We start from the raw sequence: 20,214 nt of genomic DNA, 5'->3' as shown, positions 1-20,214 counted from the left end.
CGGGAGAGGGGCATCCTTTTTTGGTGCCTTTATGGTCATAAAAAGCTCAGTTTTTTCATGCTTGTCCAAGTAATAAAATAATCATAAAATCATAATTGAATTATCGATATTGTGCGCCATTTTGGTATAATAATGCTATAATTTAGTAAAATGATGCTCTATCATGTACAAATTACGATAGAACGGTTTTATTTTCTTTATATTGCGCACAATTTAATGAGGTTGGAAACAATTCTGAGAGGGAAAGGAGCATGATATGAAGAAAAACAGGGCTGGAAATAAGCATGGGCAGAAGCTTCTGATCAATGTTATCTTGATAGTTATTGTGGTTGTTATTTTGATAGCGACTATATTAACTATTGTATCTTCGAATACTGTCAAGAAAACATACAACAAGCTTATTGTGGAAGAGCTTAAGGCAACCTGTGAGCATCTCTCCAGTGAGACGTGCGGACTTGAGGACGGTGCGGACTGGACGTATGTTGACGGCAGAGTCATCAAAGGTGAAGGGGATGTAACTGATGAGCTAAGCGGAATTATTGATAAACTTCATGCTCAGACAGGCGTAGATTATACAATCTTTTACGGGGATACCCGTATCCTGACGACTATCATGAAGTCGGGAACAAATGAGAGACTTATCGGAACAAAAGCTTCCGATGCTGTAATAAAGACAACACTTAACGGAAAGAACGATTATTATTCTACATCCCTTAAGATCGAAGGGATGCCGTATTACGGATATTACATACCTATCATCAATTCTGACGGTTCGGTATTTGGAATGGTATTTTCGGGAAGAGAAAGTTCGGATGTTAAGTCGGCGATCGCCGGTGCTACTTCTTCGATGATCATGCTTGCGATAATACTTACCATAATTATCTCGGCAGGCGGAATTTTCCTTGCGTTCAGAGTATCCAAGCAGATGCAGGGAATCGCAAAGCTTGTTGATAATATTGCAAGCGGATCTCTTAAGATTGATTTTGATGAAAAGATAATAGAAAATAAGAACGAGATCGGTGCCATTGCAGAGAGTACATCACTGCTTAGCAAAAAACTTGGTGAGGTTATTTCCAAGACAAAAGATATGACGGAGAACCTTAATACTGCAGGGCATGAACTGTCGGAATCTTCATCTCAGGCAGCCGCCGCTTCTTCACAGGTTACCGATGCGATCGGAGAAGTAAGTAAAGGAGCTGTTTCTCAGGCTGAAAGCGTTCAAAATGCAGCTGCAAGAACCGATACCATAGGAACTAATATAGACCTTATTTCCGAGAAGGTTTCAACATTGGATGAAGCCGCCAAAAAGATGCAGGAGAGCTGCGACAAGGCTACAAATGCTCTTGTGGATATCGTAACACAAAATACTGCTGTTGCCGAAGCGGTAAGTGAGATCGGAACTACGATAAATGCCACAAACAGCAGTGCAAACGAGATTGCCAGATTCTCGGATGCCATCAACGAGATCGCTTCTCAGACCAATCTTTTGTCTCTTAACGCTTCGATAGAAGCAGCAAGAGCCGGAGAAGCGGGCAAAGGCTTTGCGGTTGTCGCCGATGAGATCAGACAGCTCGCCGATCAGTCCAAGAACAGTGCCGATGAGATCAAGGCTATCGTAGAGAAGCTCCTTGAAGATGCACAGGCATCGGTAAAGGTTATGGATTCACTCAATGCAAGTATTACTTTGCAGGGTGAGAGCATAACTTCCACTCAGGACGACATGATCGAAATGTCTGAAAATGTTGGAGTTGTTACGGAGAATACAAGAAATATCACAGGTATGATCAATGCTCTGAACGATGCCAAGGTTTCACTTGTAGAGATAGTGCAGGATCTTTCGGCTATATCGGAAGAGAACGCTGCTTCCTCGCAGGAGACCAATGCATCCATGCAGGAACTCAATGCGACATTTGCAATAATCGATGAAGCGGCAAGAAAGCTTCAGGATCTTTCCGGAGAGCTTGAAGATACCATTAGCTACTTCAAATAAGCATAAATACTGCATTAGAAATCTTTTTCATCTCAAAAGGCTGCTCGGGCGCTCATAGTGACGTTCGGGTGGCTTTTATTACGCATATATTAACGGTAATAGGCGACAGTATGCATTGTTTTATCGATTTTATGCTATATAATGAAAGTGTGATTGTAGTAGGTCACCCACTTTTATAATAATTGAAGAGAGATTATTGTTATGCCCCCAAAACCAAGATTTACAAGAAAAGAAATGGTTGATGCAGGCCTTGAGCTTGTGCGCCAAAAAGGAGCTGAGGCTCTTACCGCCAGGGAACTTGCGGATGTACTCGGTTGCTCTGCAAGACCTATTTTTACTGCATTCGAAAACATGGATGAGCTCAGAGGTGAGGTCAAGAAAGCAGCTAAAGAGCTTATTGCGAGCTATGCGAACAAAGCGATGGAATATGATCCTCCGTTCAAAAAAGCCGGAATGCAGATTATTCTTTTTGCATCGAGAGAACCAAATCTGTTTAAGATGATCTTCATGTCTTCTTTTGACAAACCCACAAGTTTTGATGATTTATTTACAAGTCATACCGGCAACAATAAGTTTGATGTGGTAATCTCAAAGGCTTATTCGTTGACGGCAATACAGGCGAGATATATTTATGAACATATGTGGGTTTACACATTCGGTATCAGCGTATTGTGTGCGCTCAACCAGTGTAATTTCAGTGACGCCGAACTTAGCAATCTTCTGGGTGTTGAGTTTTTGGCATTGCTTGATTATGTAAGAAAAAATGATGTTGAAAGACAGTTGGATCTTCCGGAAAGAGTGATGGCTAAGAATGCTTAAAGATAAAAAGATTAAAAAAATTCTCATAGCGATTCTTGTTTTCATAGTGATCTTTCAGCTTGTGAACTTGTATTTTGATTTCAAGAATTACAATGCGGCCAAGCGTGAATACGACGCTATAAGAGCGGAATATGTAAATGATGCGTCTGTACAGTTTGTACCCGGTGTGGATTATCCGCATTTGGATATAAGTATGGATAAGCTTCGGTCTGTGAACGCCGATTTTACCGGGTGGCTTTATTTTCCGTATCTTTCGATCAGTTATCCTGTAGTTAAGGAAAAAGAGATTGATGAGTACATGCACAAGACCTTTGATGGGACCTATAACAAGGCCGGGTGTTTGTACGAAGATGTGCTGAGCGATTCGTCTTTTTGCGGGAGGCATGACATTATATTCGGACATAATATGAAAGACGGATCGATGTTCGGATCGCTCAAGACTCTGTACGGATCGAAGGGCAGCTTTATGACAGGCGATAACGCAAGGCTCTACGTGTATACGGATGATAAAGTTTACGAGTATGAGGTTTTCGCATATTACGTAACTTCGAGTGGAAGCGGTGCTTACAGCGTAGTTGGGAGCGATAAGGAATATGATGATTTTATTTCTTTTATAAAGAGGAATAACATGATCAGCATTCCTTCCGATATTGATTTTTCAAGCAGGGGTTCAATACTTACCTTATCAACCTGTAACGGAAGCGTTGGAAGCGAGGGCAGATTCGTTATTCACTCCGTCAAGACGACTACCTGGGATAGATAGTGATAATAATTCTTATTCCAAAATGCAAACAATTTGCAAATGATATTGACAAGTGGTTTTTAGGTTGCTAAAATCAAAAACTGCAAGCGATTTGCAAATAAGTTGCATTTTTTGTTTGCGCTTTTTTAAATAAACACGCGTGCGATTATATATCAGACGGAGGAATAAGACATTATGAAAAAGAAACTTGCTCTTGTGATGGCTGCTATACTTGCTGTATGTACGTTTACGGCATGCGGAAACAGTAGTGCCACTGCAGATAGTGAAAACCAGGGAACACTTGCTAAGCTTGACAGTGAAGCTGCAGCACAGGAACTCTCAGAAGCAGAGGCTTCATCGGAAGGAAAGATCAGCATTGTAACGACTATTTTCCCTGAATACGATTGGGTTAAGAATATTGTCGGAGATGCTTCAGACAAAGCGGAGATCACAATGCTTCTTGATAACGGAGTCGATCTTCATTCTTATCAGCCCACAGCGGACGATATTATGAAGATTGCTTCTTGCGACATGTTCATCTATGTCGGCGGCGAATCCGACGAGTGGGTTGATGACGCACTTAAGGAAGCTGTTAATAAAGATATGGTTGTTATCAATCTTCTTGATGTTCTTGGCGGAAATGTCAAGGAAGAGGAAGTTGTAGAAGGAATGGAAGCCGAGGAAGAGGAAGAAGGCGAAGAAGGTGAAGGCGAAGAAGGTGAAGGAGAAGAAGAGGAAGTTGAGTACGACGAGCACGTATGGCTTTCACTTACAAATGCTTCTCTTATCTGTGATGCCATTGCTGACGGCCTTTCCAAGGTAGATGCCGACAATGCCACTACTTATACAGAGAATGCCAACGCATACAAGCAGAAGCTCAATAGCCTCGACGGAGAGTACAAGAGCGTTACTTCAGCTGCTGCAAACAAGACACTTCTTTTCGGAGACAGATTCCCTTTCAGATATCTTGTTGATGATTACGGACTTGATTACTACGCAGCATTTGTCGGATGCTCTGCTGAGACTGAGGCAAGCTTTGAAACAATCGCTTTCCTTTCAGGAAAAGTTGATGAGCTTGGACTTAAGAGCATCATGACTATCGAAGGTCCCGATAAGAAGATTGCCGAGACAATTAAGAACAATACCAAGACTAAGGATCAGAACATCCTTACAATGGATTCAATGCAGTCCACAACTTCACAGGATGTGGCAAACGGAACTACTTACCTTTCTGTAATGCAGGCAAATCTTGATGTGTTAAAAGAAGCACTTCAGTAAAAAGTCTGAAAAATAATGCTTGACGCTTGAATTTTTTATGATATAATAATTCATGTTATGTGAGTTTTTAGGCTCAGATCATAATAAATAACCCAATCAGTCATGTACTTGAAGGGACTGAAGGGAGGGTAAGAGTAGAGATGTCAACTGTAGTAGTAAAAGAAAACGAGACTTTGGATAGCGCGCTTCGTCGTTTTAAGAGAAGCTGTGCCAAGGCTGGTATCCAGCAGGAGATTCGTAAGAGAGAACATTACGAGAAGCCTAGCGTTAGACGCAAGAAGAAGTCTGAGGCAGCTAGAAAGCGCAAATATAACTAAGTCAGATTTTAAAATCCCTGGATGATTATCCGGGGATTTTTTTGTATGATATTGGCGTCAGCCATGGAGCAATTCGTATATCATACTATTATGTGAATTTACTTTGGCACCTACATTATAATATGCTAAAATATGTATGCTGCTTTTTAAAAACATGCTATAAATAGTATTTTCAGAAAGATATGAGAATATGTATATATATATTATAATTGCATTGATTGTTGCACTTATTGCTTTTTGTATCGCCATCATCTACCACGATACGCACAACTTTGTTGTCCGCAGCTATGATATAGACACCGATAAGATTGACCGCGATCTTACGATTGCTTTTTTATCCGATCTTCACGGCTATGTTTACGGCGACAACAACGACAGACTTTTAAAGGCTATTGACGATATTGCTCCCGACGCCGTGATGTGCGCGGGCGATATGTTTATCGGAATGAAGATCCACGGCAGGGTCGAATATGAAGCGGGGCTCCATGTTCTGACCGAACTTGCCAAGAAATATAAGGTCTACATGGCCAACGGTAATCACGAAAAGAAGGTAAAGACCTTCACCAAGAAATTCGGTAATTTCTACGACAGATATAAAGATACTTTGAAAAGAGCCGGCGTCATAATCCTTGAAAATGACTCGGTCAACATGGAAGATAATAAGGTTCGCGTCACCGGACTCGATCTTCCTTTGGAGTATTTCAGAAAAATAAAGAAGAAGCAGATGGATACAGGCTATATCTCAAAGCTTGTAGGCTCTGCTTCCAAAGATAAATATCAGGTACTTATAGCGCACAATCCGCAGTATTTTCCCGAATATGCCGATTGGGGAGCGGATCTTTCGCTTGCGGGTCATGTTCACGGCGGTATAATAAGACTTCCACTTCTGGGAGGAGTTGTTTCCCCTTCGATAGCTCTTTTTCCCAAGTATGACGGCGGAGAGTTTAAGATCGGAAGTAAGCGCATGATTCTTTCAAGAGGGCTTGGTACACACACTATCCATGTGAGGATGTTCAATCCCGGAGAAATTGATGTTATCAGATTACATGAGGTAAAAGATGTCACTTGAGATCAAGCTTCAGGTGTTTGAAGGGCCGATGGACCTTCTTATGCATCTGATCGATAAAAACCAAATAGATATCTATGATATTCCAATCGTTACGATCACAGAGCAGTACATGGAATATATCAATGCGATGCACAAGGAAGATATGGAAGTTACCAGTGAATTCCTAGTTATGGCGGCGACACTCATTGATATCAAATGTAAGATGCTTCTTCCCAAGGAAGTCAACGAAGAGGGCGAGGAAGAAGATCCCAGAGCCGAGCTTGTCGAGAAGCTTCTTGAGTACAAGATGTACAAGTATATGGCTTACGAACTCAAGGATAGGCAGATGGATGCCGACATGCAGTGGTACAGACAGAAAGATATCCCGAAGGAAGTTCGCGAGTTTGAGGTTCCGATAGATTTTTCGGATCTCATCGGAGATGCCACTTTGAGTAAGCTTAACGCGATATTCCAGGATCTTTTGAAAAGACAGGAAGACAAGGTCGACCCTATCAGAAGTAAGTTCGGAAATATCGAGAAGGAAGAAGTTGACATGGACGCCAAGACGCTTTATATCAAGGCGTACATAAGAGAACACAAGAGATTCAGCTTCAGAAGTCTTCTTGAGAAGCAGCACAGCAAGACCGAGATCATCGTTACTTTCCTTGTCATGCTTGAGGAGATGAAGCTTGGCGAGATAGAGATTGAACAGGAAGATACGTTCGGAGATATAATAATTACTTCGAGAAAGGCAAGTTAAAAGATATGACGAGTAGAGAAGGCGCAGCTATTATAGAAGCCATTCTTTTTGCAATGGGAGATTCTGTTGAGATAAGCACATTGTCCAAGGCAATGGAGGTAAGTGTACGAGAGGTCAAGGACCACATCGATTATCTCAAGAACAAATATGAACAGGACGACAGCGGAATTGGACTTATCGAGCTTGATAATGCCGTTCAGCTCTGCACCAAAAAGGAAATGTACGAGTATCTGGTAAAGATAGCCAAGACTCCCAAGAAAGCGGTGCTTACCGATTCGCTTATGGAGACCCTGTCTATCATAGCCTACAAGCAGCCGATCACAAGACTTGAGGTTGAGAAGATAAGAGGTGTCAACAGCGATCATGCCGTAAACAGGCTTGTTGAGTTCGGGCTGGTAAAAGAGCTTGGAAGGCTCGATGCTCCCGGAAGACCGCTTCTTTTCGGAACGACGGAAGAGTTCCTTAGAAGCTTCGGAGTTCGCTCTCTTGAAGAGCTTCCGACAATAGGCACCGTACAGGTTGAAGAATTCAAGGCTCAGGCCGAAAAAGAGATAGATGTAAAGCTTGATATTTAAGTGGTTTAAACAGTGGGAAAACGCCGAAAAAATTGTGCGTTTTCCCTTTTTTTTTGGTGCTTTTATGTTATACTATACTCTGTGTTAAGTTGCGTTCATTTTAGGAATAAGCATTACTTAAATATATTTACGGAGGTTAAAAAAATGAGTAGTTCTTCACAAGCGAGCATAAGAATTAACTCTTTGCTCGACGAAAACAGTTTCGTTGAAATCGGTGCTCTTGTGACAGCCAGAAACACGGATTTCAATCTGAAACAGGAAGAAACACCATCAGACGGAGTTGTTACCGGTTATGGTGTTATCGACGGTAATCTGGTTTATGTATACAGCCAGGATGCGTCTGTACTTGGCGGATCTATTGGCGAGATGCATGCTAAGAAGATCGTTCGCCTGTACGAACTTGCAATCAAGACAGGATCTCCTGTTATCGGTCTTATCGATTCAGCGGGACTTCGTCTTCAGGAGGCAACAGATGCGCTCAATGCATTTGGCGAGATTTATCTTAAGCAGGTGGAGGCATCAGGCGTTGTTCCTCAGATCACAGCTGTTTTCGGATCATGTGGTGGCGGACTTGCTTTGATTCCTTCCATTACAGACTTTACTTTCATTGAGTCATCAAAGGGTAAGCTTTTCGTTAACTCACCCAACGCTCTTGAGGGTAATTATAAAGAGAAATGTGATACATCAAGCGCTGATTGGCAGAGTGCCAACACAAGCAATATTGATGTAGTTGCCGATGAGGCATCAATCTATGCTCAGATCAGAGAGCTCGTTTCTATCCTTCCTTCAAACAACGAGGACGGAGATTCATACGAGGAGTGCTCTGACGATCTCAACAGAGCATGTGAGAATCTTGACGGCGCAGTAGCCGATCCTTCAGTTATCGCTAGACAGATTTCAGATAACGGATTTTTCTTTGAGACAAAGAGAAACTTTGCAAAAGATATGGTTACAGGTTTCATCAGACTTAACGGAGCAACCGTAGGTCTTGTAGGTAACCGTACAGCCGTATACGACGAGAACGGCAAAGAAGCAGAGAAGTTTGAAGATAAGCTTTCCGCAGGTGCTTGTGAGAAGGCTGCAGAGTTCGTTAACTTCTGCGATGCTTTCGACCTTCCTGTTCTTACATTTACAAATTCTACAGGCTTTGTTTCATGCCAGTGCAACGAGAAGCGTGTTGCCAAGGCTGCAGGAAAGCTTGTTTATGCACTTGCAAATGCTACAGTGCCTAAGGTTAACGTTATCACAGGCAAGGCTTTCGGAAGTGCTTATGTAATCATGAACTCCAAGGCTATCGGAGCAGATGTTACTATCAGCTGGCCTGATGCTCAGATCGGAACAATGGATGCTTCCATCGCTGCTAAGATCATTTGCGACGGTAAGGATGCAGACACTGTATCCAAGACAGCAGCAGAGTATGCACAGCTTCAGAACAATGTGAAGAGCGCAGCTGCAAGAGGATATGTAGATGAGATCATCGAGGCAGCCGACACAAGAAAGTATGTAATCGGCGCTTTCGAGATGCTTTTTACAAAAAGGGATGAGCGTCCTGCCAAGAAACACGGCACAGTTTAATGAAGGGAGCACTCAAAATGAAGCATAAAATATTAGTTTTGGGCGTTATGCTTAGCTGCCTTCTTTGCTTTACCGGTTGCGGTGAGCAACAGGATGCCAAGAACAGCATAGATACAAACAGATATGCGCCCGAGCAATTCAATGACGATTCAATGAGATATGTTGTGAATTATTTCGAGAACGATTCTTTTGAAAAATGGTTCTTGAGTGATATCACTCCCGAGAATTTCGAGAAAGAACTTTATCTCAAGATCGCACCCGCATCTGAGAATGACGATCAGTATAATGTTATCCGCAAGGGTTATGATAGCTGGTACAAAGCTGTAGATCAGATCGGATATAATTCTTTGGAGACTTTGGAAAACGATATCAATGTGTCCGATGTTACATACAATATGAATAACAAAGGACAGCTTGTTGTCACAGGTATCGTTGAGGGAACCAAGCATAAAGCCGAAATGGTAATCTACATGGACAACAGATTTAATGTTACCGACATCGGTGTTACAGCAGATAAGACACTCGGAGAGAAGCTCGAGAATGCCGGACTTAATACACTCATGGGAATGGGTATGGCATTTTCAATCCTTATCACTATTTCACTTATCATCTGTCTGTTCCCTCTGATCCAGAAGCTTGGAACTAAGAAAAGTGATAAGAAGAGTATCGCTGAGAAGGCTATCGACAACACTGTTGGTCAGATCGCCGAGAAGGAAGATCTTTCTAATGATGCAGAGCTTGTTGCTGTTATCGCAGCTGCAATCGCCGCATACGAGGGAAGCGGAAGCACAGACGGTTTCCGTGTAAGGTCTATAAGAAAAGTTAACAGTAATTGGAAAAAATTCTAATATAAGCATCGTACACATCAGACTTTGATGTGTGATGAAAGGAGATACAATGAAGAACTATACAATAACCGTAAACGGAAACGTATATGATGTAACAGTAGAAGAAGGCGCAGGAAGCGCAGTAGCATCTGCTCCTGCAGCAGCTCCCGCAGTTAAGGCTCCCGCAGCACCCGTTAAGAAGGCAAGCGCAGGCGCAGGTTCTGTAAAGGTTGAGGCCGGTGCAGCAGGTAAGGTACTTAAGGTTAACGCAAGTGTTGGCCAGGCAGTTAAGAAGGGTGATACAGTTATCACACTTGAGTCCATGAAGATGGAGATCCCTATGGTTGCTCCTGCCGATGGAACAGTTGCCAGCATCGATGTAGCTGCAGGTGATGCAGTTGAGGCAGGAACAGTTCTTGCAACTCTTAACTAATATAGACGTCAGAGAATCATAAATTGTTTAAACAGAAATGAGGATAAAAAATGGATTACGTAGTTAATACATTAACCAATCTCTGGCATCAGACAGCTTTTACAACAATGTCACCGGGAAACTACATCATGGTAGTTGTTGCCCTTGTATTTTTGTATCTGGCTATTGCCAAGGGATTTGAGCCTTTGCTTTTGGTACCGATCTCATTCGGTATGCTCCTAGTTAATATTTATCCGGACATTATGGCAGCTCCCGCAAACGGTGCTGCAGGTGGACTTCTCCATTATTTCTATATCTTGGATGAGTGGGCAATCCTTCCTTCACTTATTTTCATGGGTGTAGGTGCGATGACTGACTTCGGTCCCCTTATTGCCAATCCTATAAGCTTCCTTATGGGTGCAGGCGCACAGTTCGGAATTTTCGCAGCTTACTTCATGGCTATAGCATTCGGCTTTAATGATCAGCAGGCTGCGGCAGTATCAATCATCGGTGGTGCTGATGGACCGACATCCATCTTCCTTGCATCCAAGCTTCATCAGACTTCAATTTTGGGACCTATCGCGGTAGCAGCGTACTCATATATGGCGCTCGTTCCCATGATCCAGCCCCCTATCATGAAGCTTCTTACAACCAAGAGGGAGAGAACCATCAGAATGCAGCAGCTTCGTGAAGTAACTAAGCTTGAGAAGATTCTTTTCCCTGTTATAGTTACTATCGTTGTTAGTATGATACTTCCCACAACAGCACCCCTTATCGGTATGCTGATGCTCGGAAATATCTTCAGAGAGTCAGGCGTTGTTCGTCAGCTCCAGGAGACAGCTTCCAATGCACTTATGTACATCGTAGTTATCCTTCTCGGAACTTCCGTTGGTGCTACAACAAGTGCTGAGGCTTTCCTTAATAAGACAACTCTTATCATAGTTGTTCTCGGACTTATTGCATTTGCTTTCGGTACTGCGGCAGGATGTCTTTTAGGAAAACTGCTTTGCTTTATCACGAGAGGCAAGATCAATCCGCTTATCGGTTCTGCGGGCGTATCTGCCGTTCCTATGGCAGCCCGTGTATCTCAGAAGGTTGGAGCTGAATACGATCCTTCCAACTTCCTTCTGATGCATGCTATGGGACCTAACGTTGCCGGTGTTATCGGAACAGCGGTTGTTGCCGGTACATTTATGGCGGTATTCGGTGTATAAACATCGGACAATGATTTTTGAATAATCAGAAAGGATATTACAGATATGGCAGATATGGTAAAGAAACCAATTCGTATCAATGAGACAGTTCTCCGTGACGCTCATCAGTCCCTTATCGCGACTAGAATGCCTACAGAGATCATGCTTCCCATCATTGAGACAATGGATCAGGTTGGATATAACGCAGTAGAGTGCTGGGGCGGTGCTACATTCGACGCTTGCATGAGATTCCTTAAGGAAGATCCTTGGGAGAGACTTCGTAAGTTAAGAGCAGGCTTCAAGAACACTAAGCTTCAGATGCTCCTTCGCGGACAGAATATTTTGGGATACAAGCATTATCCCGATGACGTTGTTGATTACTTCGTTCAGAAGTCAATCGCCAACGGTATCGATATAATCAGAATTTTCGACTGTCTTAACGACCTTAGAAACCTTGAGGCTTCAGTTAAGGCATGTAAGAAAGAGGGCGGACACGCACAGATCGCTCTTGCATACACACTTGGTGATGCATACACAGAAGAGTACTGGATGAATATCGCTAAGGATATCGAGTCTATGGGTGCAGATTCTATCTGTATCAAGGACATGGCAGGACTTCTGCTTCCTTATGAGGCAGAGAAGCTCGTTAAGGCTCTTAAGAGCGCTACAAAGCTTCCTATCGACCTTCATACACACTACACTTCAGGTGTTGCCAGCATGACATACATGAAGGCAGCTGAGGCAGGTGTTGATATCATCGACTGCGCTATTTCACCTTTCGCACTCGGAACATCACAGCCCGCTACTGAGGTTATGGTTGAGGCATTCAAGGGACAGCCTTTCGAGACAGGTCTTGATCAGAAGCTTCTTGCTAAGATCGCAGATCACTTCAGACCTTACAGAGAGGAGTGCCTCGCTAGCGGACTTATGGATCCTAAGGTTCTTGGTGTTAACATCAAGACTCTTATGTATCAGGTTCCCGGCGGAATGCTTTCCAACATGGTTAGCCAGCTCAAGGAGCAGAACGCAAGCGACAAGTATGATACAGTGCTTGAGGAGATCCCTCAGGTTCGTAAGGACTTTGGTGAGCCTCCGCTTGTTACTCCTTCTTCACAGATCGTTGGTACACAGGCTGTTATGAACGTACTTATGGGTGAGAGATACAAGGTCGCTACAGACCAGACCAAGGATCTCCTTGCAGGTGAGTACGGTAAGACAATCAAGCCTTTCAACCCCGAAGTTCAGAAGAAGATCATCGGAGACAGAGAAGTTATCACATGCAGACCTGCAGACAAGCTTGAGCCCGGACTTAAGAAGTTCGAAGAGGACGTTAAGCAGTGGAAGCAGCAGGATGAGGACGTTCTTTCATACGCACTCTTCCCTCAGGTTGCAACAGATTTCTTTAAGTATCGTATGGCTCAGCAGACATCTGTTGATGTTTCGGAAGCTGATACCAAGAACGGTGCTTACCCTGTTTGATCAATTTGATATTTATCGCCTCATGGTTTATGCCATGGGGCGATTTTTTTACATTTCCTACAACGGCTGTTTTTCGTTAAACAGCCGTTTTTTTCACGGATATTTAATAAATAATGTGGTAAAATTAAATCATGGGTGAGTATGGAAAAAACAGATTCTCTAAAAAGAAGAATGATGTAGATCTGCATGATGCCGAGGTGCTGGGTAAGGATGCGGTAAATCGCGAGCTCGTCTGGCTTGATGAGGTTAACGGCTATAAGATCCGCCCCGGTCTTTACAGCATGTATGGTGCAACTATGCTTGCTGAAGGTATCGTGAATTTTACCGTTTATTCCAATGGAGCTACATCCATAACGCTGAACATTTATCACAGAGGTGATGACAAGCCGTTTACGGAGCTTCCTTTCCCTGAGAAGTATAAGATAGGCAAAGTGTATTCCATGATCGTTTTTGACCTTGATATTGAGGATTTGGAGTATAACTATAGCGTTGACGGTCCGTGGGAGCCTGAGAAGGGTCTTTTGTTTGATAAATCTCATAAACTCCTCGATCCGTTTGCCAAAGCGGTATCGGGCCAGAGGATATGGGGAGAGACCTCTTATGCGCAGGGCGATTACAGAGCCAGAGTCGTAAGAGAGAACTTTGAGTGGAATGTAACCAGAAACCCCGAGATTCCCATGTGCGACTCTATCATCTATGAGATGCACGTCAGAGGCTTTACCAAGGATAAGTCTTCGGGCGTTACTCACGGAGGCACTTTTGAAGGGATAAAAGAAAAAGCGGATTACCTTAAAAAGTTGGGTATAACCGCCGTTGAGCTTATGCCCATTTTTGAGTTCGACGAGACCAGGGATAAAAGAATGCATGACGGGAAAATGCTTCTTGATTACTGGGGATATAACACAGTAGCCTTTTTTGCCCCGAATACAAGTTATGCTTGCGAGGCTGAGCATAACCAGGAGGGACTTGAGCTTAAGCAGATGATAAATGCGCTTAAGGCCAATGATATTGAGGTTATCCTTGACGTTGTATTTAATCATACATCGGAAGGCAATGAGCAAGGACCGTTTATCTCTTTTAAGGGATTTGACAATAATATCTATTATCTTTTGACACCGCACGGAGAGTACTATAATTTCAGCGGATGCGGCAATACCATGAACTGTAATCATCCGATGGTTCAGGAGTTTATAGTCCAGTGCCTGAGGTACTGGGTTGAAGAATACAGAGTTGACGGGTTCAGGTTCGATCTTGCAAGTATCCTCGGAAGAGATCAGGACGGTGCTCCGATGGACAGACCGCCTCTTCTTCAGCGTATCGCTTACGACCCGATACTCGGTGATGTTAAGCTGATCGCCGAAGCGTGGGATGCGGGCGGTGTTTATCAGGTCGGTAATTTCCCTTCCTGGAAGAGATGGGCGGAATGGAACGGTAAATACAGAGATGATATCAGGTCTTATCTTAAAGGTGATATCTGGGCTGCACCCGAGGCTGTTAAGCGTCTTACGGGTTCTATGGATATGTACGGCGGATCGTATCTGGGATACGAGTCATCGGTTAATTTTATAACCTGTCATGACGGCTTTACACTATATGATCTTTATTCTTATAATGGTAAGCATAACGAGGCAAACGGCTGGGATAACACTGACGGTGCCAATGACAACAGGAGCTGGAACTGCGGAATAGAAGGTGATACCGACGATCCGGGTGTTCTTGATCTCAGATTCAGGATGATGAGAAATGCCATAACCGTTCTTATGTGCAGCAGAGGAACACCGATGCTGACTGCGGGAGATGAGTTTGGCAACACTCAATTCGGCAATAATAATGCATATTGTCAGGACAATGAGATATCGTGGCTCGATTGGAGCCTCATAGAAAAGAACAGGGACTATTTTGATTATTACAGGAACATCATTCAGTTTAGAAGAAAGCATCCCTGCATAAGGAAGGATCTTTCGCCTGCAAAGTGCGGACTTCCTTTTATCTCGGTGCATACGGAGAATCCCGACAACGGTAACATAACCAAGGATTCCAGAGTGATCTGTGTCAGATATGCCGGTTACTATGATAAAAAAGGACATGATGATATAGTATATATTGCGATAAACGCTTATTGGGAAGATATTCAGATCATGCTTCCCGGAGCACCTGCAGGTGCATATTGGACACTTTGCGCCGACACGGGTGATGAAGATGGTAAGTATTACTACAATCGTCCGAAGCCTTTGGCATACAGAAACAAAACTCTTAAGGCTAGGAGCGTAAGCGTCTTTACCTTAGCGTACGGAGCAGAATATGGCTGATAATAACAATTCAGGCAGTAATTTCATAGTTGGCGGTTATGAATTCTTAAATGAGGAAGACGCACAGAAGGCGTCTATGGATGAATCCAAGATAAAGCTCTTGGAAGCAAGAGTAAATGCCAGCCGCCCAAACGACATAAAGGCAGTATACGAGAAGGCTATAGAGAATAAGATATTTAAGTCACCGATAGGATGGGAGTATCTTATGAACCTCAGAGCCAAACTTCTTGAGAGCGGTTTTACACAGGAAGACCTCATTCCCATACCGCTTAATGTCACATTTACAAGACATTCGGCCTTTGAAAATATGGCTGTCAAGCAGAGGATCAAACCTCAGAAAGAGGATACCGGAGCGGATTTCGGAAAGATCTTTTCCATAATTCTCAATATAGTTCTGGTGATACTTGTAATAGTAATGTTTGTCATCGCTTCAAAGAGCGACAGCGACAATATTATAAACTATAAAAGAAACATAACGAATCGCTATTCGGCTTGGGATGAAGAACTCAAAGAGAGGGAAAAAGCGGTTCGCGAAGCAGAAAAAAAACTTGGCATCGAAGCACCACAGCGGTATGATGGTGATATTGGTGAAGACTGATTTAGGAGGAACTTTACAGTGGATGACTTGAAGATTTTGGTGGTGGATGATGAGAGCCGTATGCGCAAGCTCGTCAAAGACTTTCTTATAAAAGACGGATACATTGTTCTTGAGGCCGGAGACGGTCAGCAGGCACTTGATATGTTTTACGAGGATAAAGATATAGCTCTTATTATTCTTGATGTCATGATGCCCAAAAGAGACGGATGGGAAGTTTGCAGGGAGATTAGAAATAATTCCAAAGTACCGATCATTATGCTCACCGCTAAGTCAGAGGAGAGAGATGAGCTCCTTGGATTTGAACTTGGTGTTGATGAATATATTTCTAAGCCTTTCAGCCCCAAGATACTTGCGGCGAGAGTTTCCGCGATACTTAGAAGAACCAACCAGGCTGCCAACAATCAGGTAATGGAAGCTGGCGGGATCACTATTAATAAAGTGGCTCACAGTGTATTTGTTGACGGCAAAGAAGTTGATCTTAGCTATAAAGAGTTTGAGCTCCTTAGCTTCTTTTTCGAAAATAAGGGAGTTGCTCTTTCAAGAGAAAAGATACTTAATAACGTGTGGAACTATGATTATTTCGGAGACGCACGTACTATAGATACGCATGTAAAAAAACTAAGAGGCAAGCTTGGCAACAAGGGTGACCTTATCAAGACGATCTGGGGAATGGGGTACAAGTTTGAAACAAACCAGTGATACCGGCTATAAGAAAAAGATAACTCATTCTATACGTCTTGAGATCAGTTTGGCGTTCCTTATGACCATGATCATCGCGTTCGGTTTTTGTATTATCATGAATGTTCTTTTCATGGAAAAATACTATGTAAAAGACAAGATCGACACGATCATGCAGGCATATGCAAGCACACAGGCTGCTATCGCAAGCGGAGAAGATATCTCATCCGCGGCTTTCGATAAGAATATCAGTGAGATATGCGAACGTTCCAATATTGAGATGCTGATAGTCGAGCTTAGGACTAGTAATGTCAAAGCTTCGTCTAAATCAGAGAGTAGTAGTGATGCCATGAAGCTCGTACTTCTTGATCTGCTCACTCACAATCTCAGTACCAAGAATAAGATCAAGCATATCGAAAGTGGCGAGAATTATACGCTGCAGGTAGATACAGATGTAGAGAACGGAACAGAGTATCTTGAGATTTGGGGCGTTGTAGAAGATACTTATGTTGTTTTTGTAAGAACCGTTGCACAGAGTATCAGAGACAATGTTAAGATTTCCAATACTTTCATGGCAATGACGGCATTTACAGCTTTATCTATCGGTGCGATACTTGTTCTTTTTATATCTAAAAAGGTTACAGCCCCGATCCAAAGGCTTTATCATATCTCCGATGAGATGAAGAAGCTCAACTTCGAGGCGAAGTTTGAAGATGAAGGTAAACATAAAAATGAGATAGATATTCTCGGGCAGAACATGAACGAATTGTCTGAGATACTTGAAGCGTCGATCAAGGACCTCAAGACCGCCAACATAGCTCTGAGGCAGGATATTTCCAAAAAGGAAGAGATCGATGAAATGAGAAAGGAATTCCTTTCCAATGTTTCTCACGAGCTTAAGACTCCCATAGCGCTTATTCAGGGCTACGCAGAGGGTCTTAAAGAGGGCATCAATGACGACGAGGAGAGTAAAGACTTTTACTGTGAGGTCATAATGGATGAGGCGTCCAAGATGAATATCATGGTAAAAAAGCTCCTTACGCTCAATCAGCTTGAATTTGGTAATGAGAATGCGACTATGGAGCGATTTGACATTGTTGAGCTCGTAAAGAACTATGTCAAATCCGCGGAGCTTCTTGCAAGACAGAAAGAAGCAACCGTTAAGATCGGAAATTATAAGCCGATATTTGTATGGGGAGATGAATTTAGAGTAGAAGAGGTATTGCAGAACTATTTCAGCAATGCTCTTAACCATATAAGCGGTGAGAAGATAGTGGATATCAAGATCACCGAGAAAGAAAACAAGGTGAGGGTATCTGTGTTTAACACGGGTAATCCCATTCCCGAAGACAGCTTGAAGCATATCTGGGATAAGTTTTACAAAGTCGACAAAGCCAGAACGAGAGAGTACGGCGGAAGCGGCGTGGGCTTGTCCATAGTTAAGGCTATAATGGAGAGTATGAATCAGGATTACGGCGTTATCAATTATGACAACGGCGTTGAATTCTATTTTGAACTCGAGACCAAATAATATGAGGGAATTCTTATGAGTGTGAAAAAGTATTTGGGACTTGCTGTGATCATGAGTGCTTTACTTGCTCTGACAGGGTGCGGAGAGAAATTTCCGACTTTGACGCAGGAAGAATATGACCAGACCGTTGAATATGCGGTAGGTCTTTTAATGAAATATTCCAATAACGGAAAAAGTAAGCTGACCTATGTCGATCCCGTTATCGCGCAGGAGATCATCGAACAGCAGAAGCAAGAGCAGGAAGAAGAGATGAAGGATGCTTTTGCGGACATCGGCCCAAGAGCATTTGATACATCCGATGAAGGAAGTTCTTCTTCCTCAGGAGATGAAGATGAGACCGCTTCAAACGAAGGTTCTTCGGATGGGGAAAGTGAAGCTTCCGAAGGAAAAAGCGGAAGTGATGACGGATCGGAAGAAAGCTCGGGCGATGAGAATAAAAAGTCTTCCGGCGATGAACAGTACGCAAGCGAGAGCGGCGAAGGAAGTTCAGAGCAGGGTTCGGGCGGTGATTCCGACGCTGTTGTAATGTCAGACGATGAATCAAGAGAGATAATGGATGATATTTTCCTGTCATATCAGGGATATTCCATTTCAAAAACATATCCGGAGAGCTCCAAGAGCTATGTAGTTAATTCCGATAAGGGAAAGAGACTACTCGTACTTAGATTCGATCTATATAATGCATCGGACAACGCCAAGAGTGTAAATATGCTCAAGCTCAATCTTTTGTTCCAGATTGTTTTAAACGGAAAGAATCTCGGATACACTTCGGTTACGTTCCTGCCCAATGACCTGTCATCGTATATTGGCACCATTGATTCCAGGGCGCATGAGAGTCTGGTTGTTCTGACACAGATAGATGAAAAGAATACAACGAACGTTGAGACTTTGGAACTTATAGTCACTAAGGACGGCAAGGATACAAAGGTATTGCTTAGGTAAAAGAAACCTGATAAAGGATAATAATAAAAAGAAAAAGGCCGAGTCTATCGGCCTTTACTTTTGCACACGACACAAGGAGATGGCCTATCATGGTAAAGATAATTGCAGACAGCACATGTGATCTTTCGAAAGAACTTATAGAAAAATATGACATCGCGATCATTCCGTTGTACGTAAGACTCGGAGACGAGGAGTACCTTGACGGAGTGAACATAACACCCGAAAAGCTCTATGAATGGTCGGATAAGACAGAGCAGACGCCTAAGACAGCAGCTGCTTCCGTTACCGACATTATGGATAAGATAAAAGAAAATGAGGCTGATGAGTACGTTATCTTCACAATATCCTCATCAATGTCCGCGAATTACTCCAATTGCAAGCTTGCTGCGCAGGAGCTTGATATGGAAGATAAGATCAAGGTTATTGATTCTCAGAATCTTTCTACCGGGATAGGGCTTCAGGTTATTGAAGCCTGTGAGATGTCACGTGCGGGGAAAAGCGCTGCCGAGATAGAGGAATATATTCTTTCTCTCAGATCAAAGGTCAGAGCAAGCTTTGTAATAGATACGCTTACATATCTGTACAGGGGCGGAAGGTGTTCGGGTCTTGCGGCTTTATTGGGAAATGCTCTTAAGCTTCATCCGAGGATCGCGGTAAAAGACGGCGCTATGGGACCCGAAAAGAAGTACAGAGGGCTTCCGAAGAAGTACATCATGGACTATGTAAAAGACATGGATGAAGCGTTTAAGAACGCCAAAAAAGACAGAGTGTTTATCACACATTCCGGATGCGACAAAGACATCGTTGAAATGGTGCACTCATATTTGAGTGATCTCGGGCACTTCGACGAGATACTTGAAACCCGCGCGGGAGGCGTTGTTTCTTCACATTGCGGCCCCGGAACTTTGGGCGTTTTATTCATCGAAAAATAAAAACTGCAAAAAAATCAAATTTTTTTGAAAATAGTTGTTGACATGGATGATACGCAGTGATATATTTATATTCGTTGCTGATGCAGACAGAAATGCTGCAAACGCAGTGCTGGAGCGGGTTTTAGGCTCCTTGTACCTTGACAAATAAACAGTAATGCAACCCTGAAAAATTCCAAGAGAATAATTCAGAACAAATTAGTAAATTAACG

19 protein-coding genes are annotated in these 20,214 nt (G+C 43.0%); all 19 read left to right on the top strand.

What is annotated here, in order from left to right; all coding sequences use genetic code 11:
* The first annotated feature begins 256 nt into the window (after positions 1–256).
* The 19 genes from D6856_RS14225 to D6856_RS14135 all read left to right on the top strand — a co-directional run bounded on the left by D6856_RS14225 (position 257) and on the right by D6856_RS14135 (position 20,005).
* Positions 257–1,990 (top strand): methyl-accepting chemotaxis protein, encoded by a 1,734-nt coding sequence (locus D6856_RS14225; protein WP_120687440.1) that lies wholly within the window; start codon positions 257–259, stop codon positions 1,988–1,990.
* 201 nt (positions 1,991–2,191) lie between these two features.
* Positions 2,192–2,809 carry a TetR/AcrR family transcriptional regulator gene (locus tag D6856_RS14220; RefSeq protein WP_120687439.1) on the top strand — a complete coding sequence of 206 codons (618 nt, stop codon included), beginning with the start codon at positions 2,192–2,194 and terminating at the stop codon, positions 2,807–2,809.
* Positions 2,802–3,572, top strand: coding sequence for a class B sortase (locus tag D6856_RS14215; protein ID WP_120687438.1), 771 nt, complete (start codon positions 2,802–2,804; stop codon positions 3,570–3,572). The genes D6856_RS14220 and D6856_RS14215 overlap by 8 nt, the downstream gene beginning before the upstream one ends.
* 174 nt (positions 3,573–3,746) lie before the next feature.
* Positions 3,747–4,829, top strand: coding sequence for a metal ABC transporter substrate-binding protein (locus D6856_RS14210; RefSeq protein ID WP_120687437.1), 1,083 nt, complete (start codon positions 3,747–3,749; stop codon positions 4,827–4,829).
* Between the two features lie 140 nt (positions 4,830–4,969).
* Positions 4,970–5,146 (top strand): 30S ribosomal protein S21, encoded by a 177-nt coding sequence (gene rpsU, locus D6856_RS14205; protein WP_013280615.1) that lies wholly within the window; start codon positions 4,970–4,972, stop codon positions 5,144–5,146.
* Between the two features lie 190 nt (positions 5,147–5,336).
* Positions 5,337–6,215 (top strand): metallophosphoesterase, encoded by an 879-nt coding sequence (locus D6856_RS14200; protein WP_120687436.1) that lies wholly within the window; start codon positions 5,337–5,339, stop codon positions 6,213–6,215.
* Positions 6,205–6,954, top strand: coding sequence for a segregation and condensation protein A (locus D6856_RS14195; protein ID WP_120658649.1), 750 nt, complete (start codon positions 6,205–6,207; stop codon positions 6,952–6,954). The genes D6856_RS14200 and D6856_RS14195 overlap by 11 nt, the downstream gene beginning before the upstream one ends.
* Positions 6,955–6,959: 5 nt before the next feature.
* Entirely contained in the window at positions 6,960–7,529 is a 570-nt protein-coding gene (gene scpB, locus D6856_RS14190) for an SMC-Scp complex subunit ScpB (RefSeq protein ID WP_092249487.1), read from the top strand.
* 144 nt (positions 7,530–7,673) lie between these two features.
* The gene (locus D6856_RS14185) at positions 7,674–9,104 is read left to right on the top strand and encodes an acyl-CoA carboxylase subunit beta (protein ID WP_120687435.1); all 1,431 of its coding nucleotides are present in this window, start codon (positions 7,674–7,676) and stop codon (positions 9,102–9,104) included.
* Between the two features lie 17 nt (positions 9,105–9,121).
* Positions 9,122–9,952: an OadG family transporter subunit gene (locus D6856_RS14180; RefSeq protein ID WP_158588967.1), complete on the top strand. Its 831-nt coding sequence runs from the start codon at positions 9,122–9,124 to the stop codon at positions 9,950–9,952.
* 49 nt (positions 9,953–10,001) lie between these two features.
* Positions 10,002–10,364 (top strand): biotin/lipoyl-containing protein, encoded by a 363-nt coding sequence (locus tag D6856_RS14175; protein ID WP_120687433.1) that lies wholly within the window; start codon positions 10,002–10,004, stop codon positions 10,362–10,364.
* A gap of 50 nt (positions 10,365–10,414) precedes the next feature.
* Complete coding sequence (locus D6856_RS14170; protein WP_120687432.1) at positions 10,415–11,557, top strand: sodium ion-translocating decarboxylase subunit beta; 1,143 nt, start codon at positions 10,415–10,417, stop codon at positions 11,555–11,557.
* A 45-nt stretch (positions 11,558–11,602) separates the two neighbouring features.
* On the top strand, positions 11,603–13,015 hold the full coding sequence (locus D6856_RS14165; RefSeq protein ID WP_092249475.1) for an oxaloacetate decarboxylase subunit alpha: 1,413 nt from the start codon (positions 11,603–11,605) through the stop codon (positions 13,013–13,015).
* A 131-nt stretch (positions 13,016–13,146) separates the two neighbouring features.
* Positions 13,147–15,324, top strand: coding sequence for a glycogen debranching protein (locus tag D6856_RS14160; RefSeq protein ID WP_120687431.1), 2,178 nt, complete (start codon positions 13,147–13,149; stop codon positions 15,322–15,324).
* Positions 15,317–15,922, top strand: a complete 606-nt coding sequence (locus D6856_RS14155; protein WP_120687430.1) for a hypothetical protein — start codon at positions 15,317–15,319, stop codon at positions 15,920–15,922. Before D6856_RS14160 ends, D6856_RS14155 begins: the two co-directional genes overlap by 8 nt.
* An 18-nt stretch (positions 15,923–15,940) precedes the next feature.
* Complete coding sequence (locus tag D6856_RS14150; protein ID WP_120687429.1) at positions 15,941–16,621, top strand: response regulator transcription factor; 681 nt, start codon at positions 15,941–15,943, stop codon at positions 16,619–16,621.
* Complete coding sequence (locus D6856_RS14145) at positions 16,605–18,131, top strand: sensor histidine kinase (RefSeq protein ID WP_243114099.1); 1,527 nt, start codon at positions 16,605–16,607, stop codon at positions 18,129–18,131. Before D6856_RS14150 ends, D6856_RS14145 begins: the two co-directional genes overlap by 17 nt.
* A gap of 15 nt (positions 18,132–18,146) precedes the next feature.
* Entirely contained in the window at positions 18,147–19,073 is a 927-nt protein-coding gene (locus D6856_RS14140; RefSeq protein ID WP_120687428.1) for a hypothetical protein, read from the top strand.
* An 89-nt stretch (positions 19,074–19,162) separates the two neighbouring features.
* On the top strand, positions 19,163–20,005 hold the full coding sequence (locus D6856_RS14135) for a DegV family protein (protein ID WP_120687427.1): 843 nt from the start codon (positions 19,163–19,165) through the stop codon (positions 20,003–20,005).
* Positions 20,006–20,214 lie beyond the last annotated feature (209 nt).

Source organism: Butyrivibrio sp. XB500-5, assembly GCF_003625505.1.
Lineage (GTDB): Bacteria > Bacillota > Clostridia > Lachnospirales > Lachnospiraceae > Butyrivibrio.
This window is presented reverse-complemented; position numbering and strand designations above follow the sequence as displayed.